Annotated in this window: 4 protein-coding genes and 1 pseudogene; all 5 read right to left on the minus strand. The window is 68.9% G+C overall.

All coding sequences use genetic code 11. The features are described from left to right. On the minus strand, positions 1-268 hold a 268-nt coding region (locus IE206_RS41940; protein WP_189968086.1), incomplete at its 3' end, for an ATP/GTP-binding protein. Then, on the minus strand, positions 249-833 hold the full coding sequence (locus IE206_RS41945) for a DUF742 domain-containing protein (protein ID WP_189972013.1): 585 nt from the start codon (positions 831-833) through the stop codon (positions 249-251). The genes IE206_RS41945 and IE206_RS41940, both read right to left, overlap by 20 nt. 111 nt (positions 834-944) lie before the next feature. Continuing rightward, a complete protein-coding gene (locus IE206_RS41950) occupies positions 945-1,358 on the minus strand; it encodes a roadblock/LC7 domain-containing protein (protein ID WP_189972015.1) in 414 nt (137 codons plus the stop codon). 10 nt (positions 1,359-1,368) lie between these two features. Continuing rightward, on the minus strand, positions 1,369-4,566 hold the full coding sequence (locus IE206_RS41955) for a sensor histidine kinase (RefSeq protein WP_189972014.1): 3,198 nt from the start codon (positions 4,564-4,566) through the stop codon (positions 1,369-1,371). Positions 4,567-4,922: 356 nt separating this feature from the next. Further along, positions 4,923-4,987 (minus strand): annotated as a pseudogene (locus IE206_RS43515) (ATP-binding protein); the annotation flags it as partial.

Here is a 4,987-nt window from a genome sequence, read left to right on the forward strand (position 1 = left end):
GTGTACCGAAGAGGTACAGGATCAGGTCCTGGTCCAGGGTGATGCGGCCGAAGTCCATCGCCACGGTCGTGGTGGTCTTGTCGCCCGTGTGCGTGAGGTCGTCGATGCCTGCCGAGGCCGAGGTCATCACGGCTTCCGTGCGCAGCGGGTTGATCTCCGAGACCGCGCCGACGAACGTGGTCTTGCCCACGCCGAAACCGCCCGCCACCACGATCTTCGCCGACGTGGTGGAACGGGCGGCACCGCCGCTAGAGCTTGCGAAGTCCACTGAGCACCCTTTCGAGCAGTGTCACGTCTGGCTGTCCGCCGGCGGACTCGTCGCCGCCGGGCTGGTGGATGGCGACAAGTCCGGCCTCGGCCAGGTCGGCTACGAGGATCCGGGCAACGCCGAGGGGGATGGTGAGGAGTGCCGAGATCTCGGCGACCGACTTGATCTCGCGGCACAGGTGGCAGATCCGCTGGTGCTCGGGCAACTGCCCTTGCAGCCTTGCCGGTTCCGCCGTGGTGTGCACCAGCGCCTCGATGGCGAGCTGGTAGCGCGGCCGGGTGCGGCCGCCGGTCATGGCGTACGGGCGCACAAGGGGATTGTGCGCGCCGCCCGCAGGTGAAGGCTTGGGGGTCTGCCTCGGCTGCACCGGTTCGATCCGGGGCTGCGGCGGCTGGTCGTACGGGCTCGGCTGACGGTTCGGCTGCTGGTAGGGCCCCTGGTACTGGCCGCCCTGTCCCTGACCTTGTCTGCTGGGCGTGGAGGGGAAGTTGAAGCGGTTCTGGCCGTGCTCACCCGGAGACTGCTGTCCACCGCTGTAGGGGTGCCCGCCTGGGGGTGTTGTCACGTTTCCTCCTCCGACTACCGGTGCCCGTCCCATTGGGGCCGCGCCACCGCACTTTATGGGGCGGTGGCGAGAAACGCACGGCCTGTCTGCTGATTGAGAACTGATCGGTAACTAGTTAAGAAGGCTTCCCTGGAGTTCCGCGCGCAGGTCGGGAGTCAGCACACTCCCGGCACGGTCCACGAGCAGGGCCATCTCGTAACCCACCAGGCCGATGTCGGCCTCCGGGTGTGCGAGAACGGCGAGGGAGGAACCGTCGGACACGGACATCAGGAAGAGGAAGCCGCGCTCCATCTCCACCACGGTCTGGTTGACGGCACCGCCTTCGAAGATCCGGGAGGCGCCCGCGGTGAGGGACGTCAGACCGGAGGCCACGGCCGCCAGCTGATCGGCCCGGTCCCGGGGGAAACCTTCGGACATCGCCAGCAGGAGTCCGTCGGCGGAGACCACCACCGTGTGGGACACCCCAGGGGTGTTGTCCACGAAGTTGGTGATCAACCAGTTCAGATTCTGCGCCGCCTGGCTCATCGGGCTCACACTAACGCTCCTGGTTGTAGGTGTTACTTGTGTCCGACCCCGCGTTACGGCCCTGCTGGACGCCGCGGCGCAGGTTGCTCAACCTGCCGCGCACGTCCTCCGGAGCGCGGGAGACCTGAGGGCCGCCCTGCGGGGTCTGCTCGGCCGCGCCCTCGACCAGATTGGCCTTGGGCACCCGCCGGGGGAGACCGGAGGGGGTGACCCCGCCGGCCTTGGGCTCACGGAGCTTCTCGGCCCGCGTCCAGCGCTCGTCGTTGGTCGAGCGCCAGTCGCCTGCCGGTTCCGGCGTCGCGGTCTGCTCCTGCTCGGGCTCGGCCGGCCAGCTCTGCTGGCTGCCGCGCCGCGGCAGACCGGCGTCGGTCATCGCGTGGGCGGTGGTCGGGGTGGGGCCCGGACGGTCGAAGCCTACGCGGTCCGCGGGGCCCTCGGGAACGCCCCGGGACTCCTCGGTGGATTCCGCTTCCGGCCGGAAGGGGTCCGCGTACGGTTCCTGGTAGGCATTCTCCTGCCGCCAATCGCCTTGCGGCGCCTGGGCGGCGTACGGCGCCTCGTAAGGGCCCTGGTCGGCCGTGGAGTCCCCGTAGGAGCCTTCCGCATAGCCGGACTCCGGGTAGCCGTTACGGGGCGCGTAGGAGTCCTGTGCGTAGGCACCGGTGTGCTCGGGGGCGTACTGCTGGCCCTGGTACGAGCCGTCGTAGCCGTTGGCCTGCTGAGGCTCGTAGGAGCCTTCGTAGGACTGGTCCTGCGTCGCGTACTGCTGCCGGCTCTCGTACGAGCCGTCGTACGCCGGGGTCTCCTGCGCGTCCAACTCGTCCCGGAACAGCGGGCGTTCGCCGCCCTGCGCCTGGGCCTCCAGGGCCGCGCGGCGCTCCTCGCGCATCAGCGACCGGTTGACCGGGTCGAGTTCGCGGGGGTCGGACTGCTCGGCGCTCTCGTACCGCGAGTCGTCGAAGCCGAGCTCGGCCGCCGTACGCATGGGCGCGGGGGCCGACTCGTACGACTGCTGCTGGTGCTGCTCGGGGATGATCGAGGAGACCGTGAAGTCGTCGCTCAGTGGGTTGCTCTCGCCGCCGCCACCATGGGTGATCGGGTCGGGCAGCATGACCAGGGACGTGGTGCCGGCCTGCTCGCCCGAGGGACGCAGCTGGACGCGGATGCCGTGCCTGTCGGCAAGCCGGCCGACCACGAACAGGCCCATGCGCTGGGAGACGGCCGCGTCGACGGTCGGCGGGTTGGCCAGGCGGTGGTTGATGTCCGCGAAGTCCTCGGCGGTCAGGCCGATGCCCTTGTCGTGGATCTCGACCATCACACGGCCGTCGGGAAGACGGGTCGCGGTGACGCGGACCTTGGTCTGCGGCGAGGAGAACGTGGTCGCGTTCTCCAGGAGCTCGGCGAGCAGGTGCACGAGGTCGGTCACGGCCCGGCCGTGGATCTCGGCCTCCGGCACGCCGGACAGCTCGATGCGCTCGTACGACTCCACCTCGGAGGAGGCGGCGCGCAGCACGTCGACCAGCGGGACCGGCTGGTCCCAGCGGCGGCCCGGCTCCTCGCCGGCGAGAACGAGGAGGTTCTCGCCGTTGCGGCGCATACGGGTCGCCAGGTGATCCAGCTTGAACAGGCTCTCCAGCTGGTCCGGGTCGGCCTCGTTGTTCTCCAGGTCGGTGATGAGGGTCAGCTGGCCCTCGATCAGGGACTGGTTGCGGCGCGAGAGGTTGGTGAAGATCGCGTTGACGTTGCCCCGCAGGAGGGCCTGCTCGGCGGCCAGCCGGACGGCCTCGCGGTGCACCTGGTCGAAGGCGCGGGCGACCTCGCCGATCTCGTCCGTGGAGTCGATCGGGATCGCCTCGACCCGGGTGTCCACCCGGCCGGGTTCGGTCCGCGAGAGCTGGTCGACGAGCATCGGCAGGCGCTGCTCGGCCACGTCGAAGGCGGCGTTGCGCAGTCGGCGCATCGAGCGGCTCATCTGGCGGGCCACCATGCCGGCCAGGATGAACGCGGCGAGCAGGGCGACCACGACGATCGAACCGTTGACGTACGCGGCGGTCTTGGCGTCGTCGGCGATCTGGCCGGCCTCGGTCACGGCCCGCGTGACCAGGTCGTCCTCGACCTCGCTGTAGCCGTCGAACTTGGAGCTGGCGGCGGCCATCCAGGACTCGGGCGTGATGCCCTGCGCCTTGAGCTGCTTGGCGCTCTCGCCCGCGCCGATCGCGGCGGCCATCCCGTTGTAGATCGAGCCGTCGGCCGCCGGAGCCGCGCCGATGCGCGGCCCGTTGTCGGCCTGCAGCTTCCCCCCGGGGAACTCCTGGGCGACCTTGGCCGCCTTGGCGGTCATGACGTCCTTGAGGTGCTGGCTGTCGGCGTCCGTACCACCGGCGTCGAACTCGCCCAGGGCGATGAACTCCAGGTAGTTGTACGAGTTGAACGCCTTGACCTGCATCTGGAAGGACTTGGGGTCGTCGCTCGGCCGCAGCAGCAGGTGCAGGCCGATGGAGCGCTGGAGCGACTCCGCCGACTTGGCGAGGTCGATCGCGTACACCATGCGGCCGTAGCTGGTGATGTTGCCGGTGCCCAGACCGAGCTCGTTGGAGAACGTGCTCAGGTAGTGGGGGATCGCGGTGTAGCCCTCTTCGGTGAGGACCGGGTTCTTGGCCTCGACGCCCTTGGCGTACGCGGTCTTGCGGAGGTCGTCGAGAGTCTTCTCGGCGTCGCGGACCTTGGCCAGGCGGCGCTTGAGGCTCGGCGTGTCCGGCATGCCCTTGACGGCGTCGTCGAACTTGGCGCGGGCGGCGTCGGAGGTCGCGTACGCCTTGCTGACGATGTCGCTGTCGCGCTTGTTCTCGAGGAGGGGCTGAGCGGTGAGGTCACGCTCGTTGAGCAGCGCCTGTCCGTAGTCGGAGGCGGCGCGCACGATGTTCGCGACCTTCTCGGCGTTGCGGGCGTCGCGCCAGGTGGCTATGGACCCGTTCACCTCGAAGCCGCCCATGACGAGGCCGACCAGGACGGGGATGAGGAGGATCGCGTTCAGCCTGGTCGCCACGCGCCAGTTGCGCGGCGAGAAGCGGCTGCTGCTGCCCGCGGCATCCTTGCCGGGATCCGGGGCAGAGGTCTCGGGCGCGGGCTGTGACACCGCCGTGCGCTGCGGCGGGGTGAAGTTGCCCCGCGCCTGCTGCGTCGCGGAGCTCGTCCTGCTTCGCTTCACTCGACCAACAACCTCTCGGAGCCGGCACCCATGGGGCGTGCCGCAGTGTGTTTCAGAGCCGTACTTCTCGGGGCCGTACTACTCGGGAGTTCGTCGAATTCCAGCACGTGGGACGGCCGCCATCCAAACGTCTGGAATCTCCGGTTCCGAGTGGCCAAAGCCTCAGATAAAACGGGCATAAAGAGCGAGCCCCGCCAAATGGCGGGGCTGTTGTGAGCGCAGTGACACCGGATGAACGCGGCGGGTTGCGGTGACACGAGAATTCTCTGTCGAAACGTTATGAACACAGGGGCGGATCGTGTCAAAGGACACAGTCCGCCCCCGTTTCGCCTACGACAACTGCCGTATGCGACTGCCTACTTGAGTCGTGCCATGAGGGCGTGTTCCACGAGGGTGATGAGGGCGCTCTTGGCGTCTGCTC

Source organism: Streptomyces violascens, assembly GCF_014649955.1.
In the GTDB taxonomy this organism is placed as follows: domain Bacteria; phylum Actinomycetota; class Actinomycetes; order Streptomycetales; family Streptomycetaceae; genus Streptomyces; species Streptomyces violascens.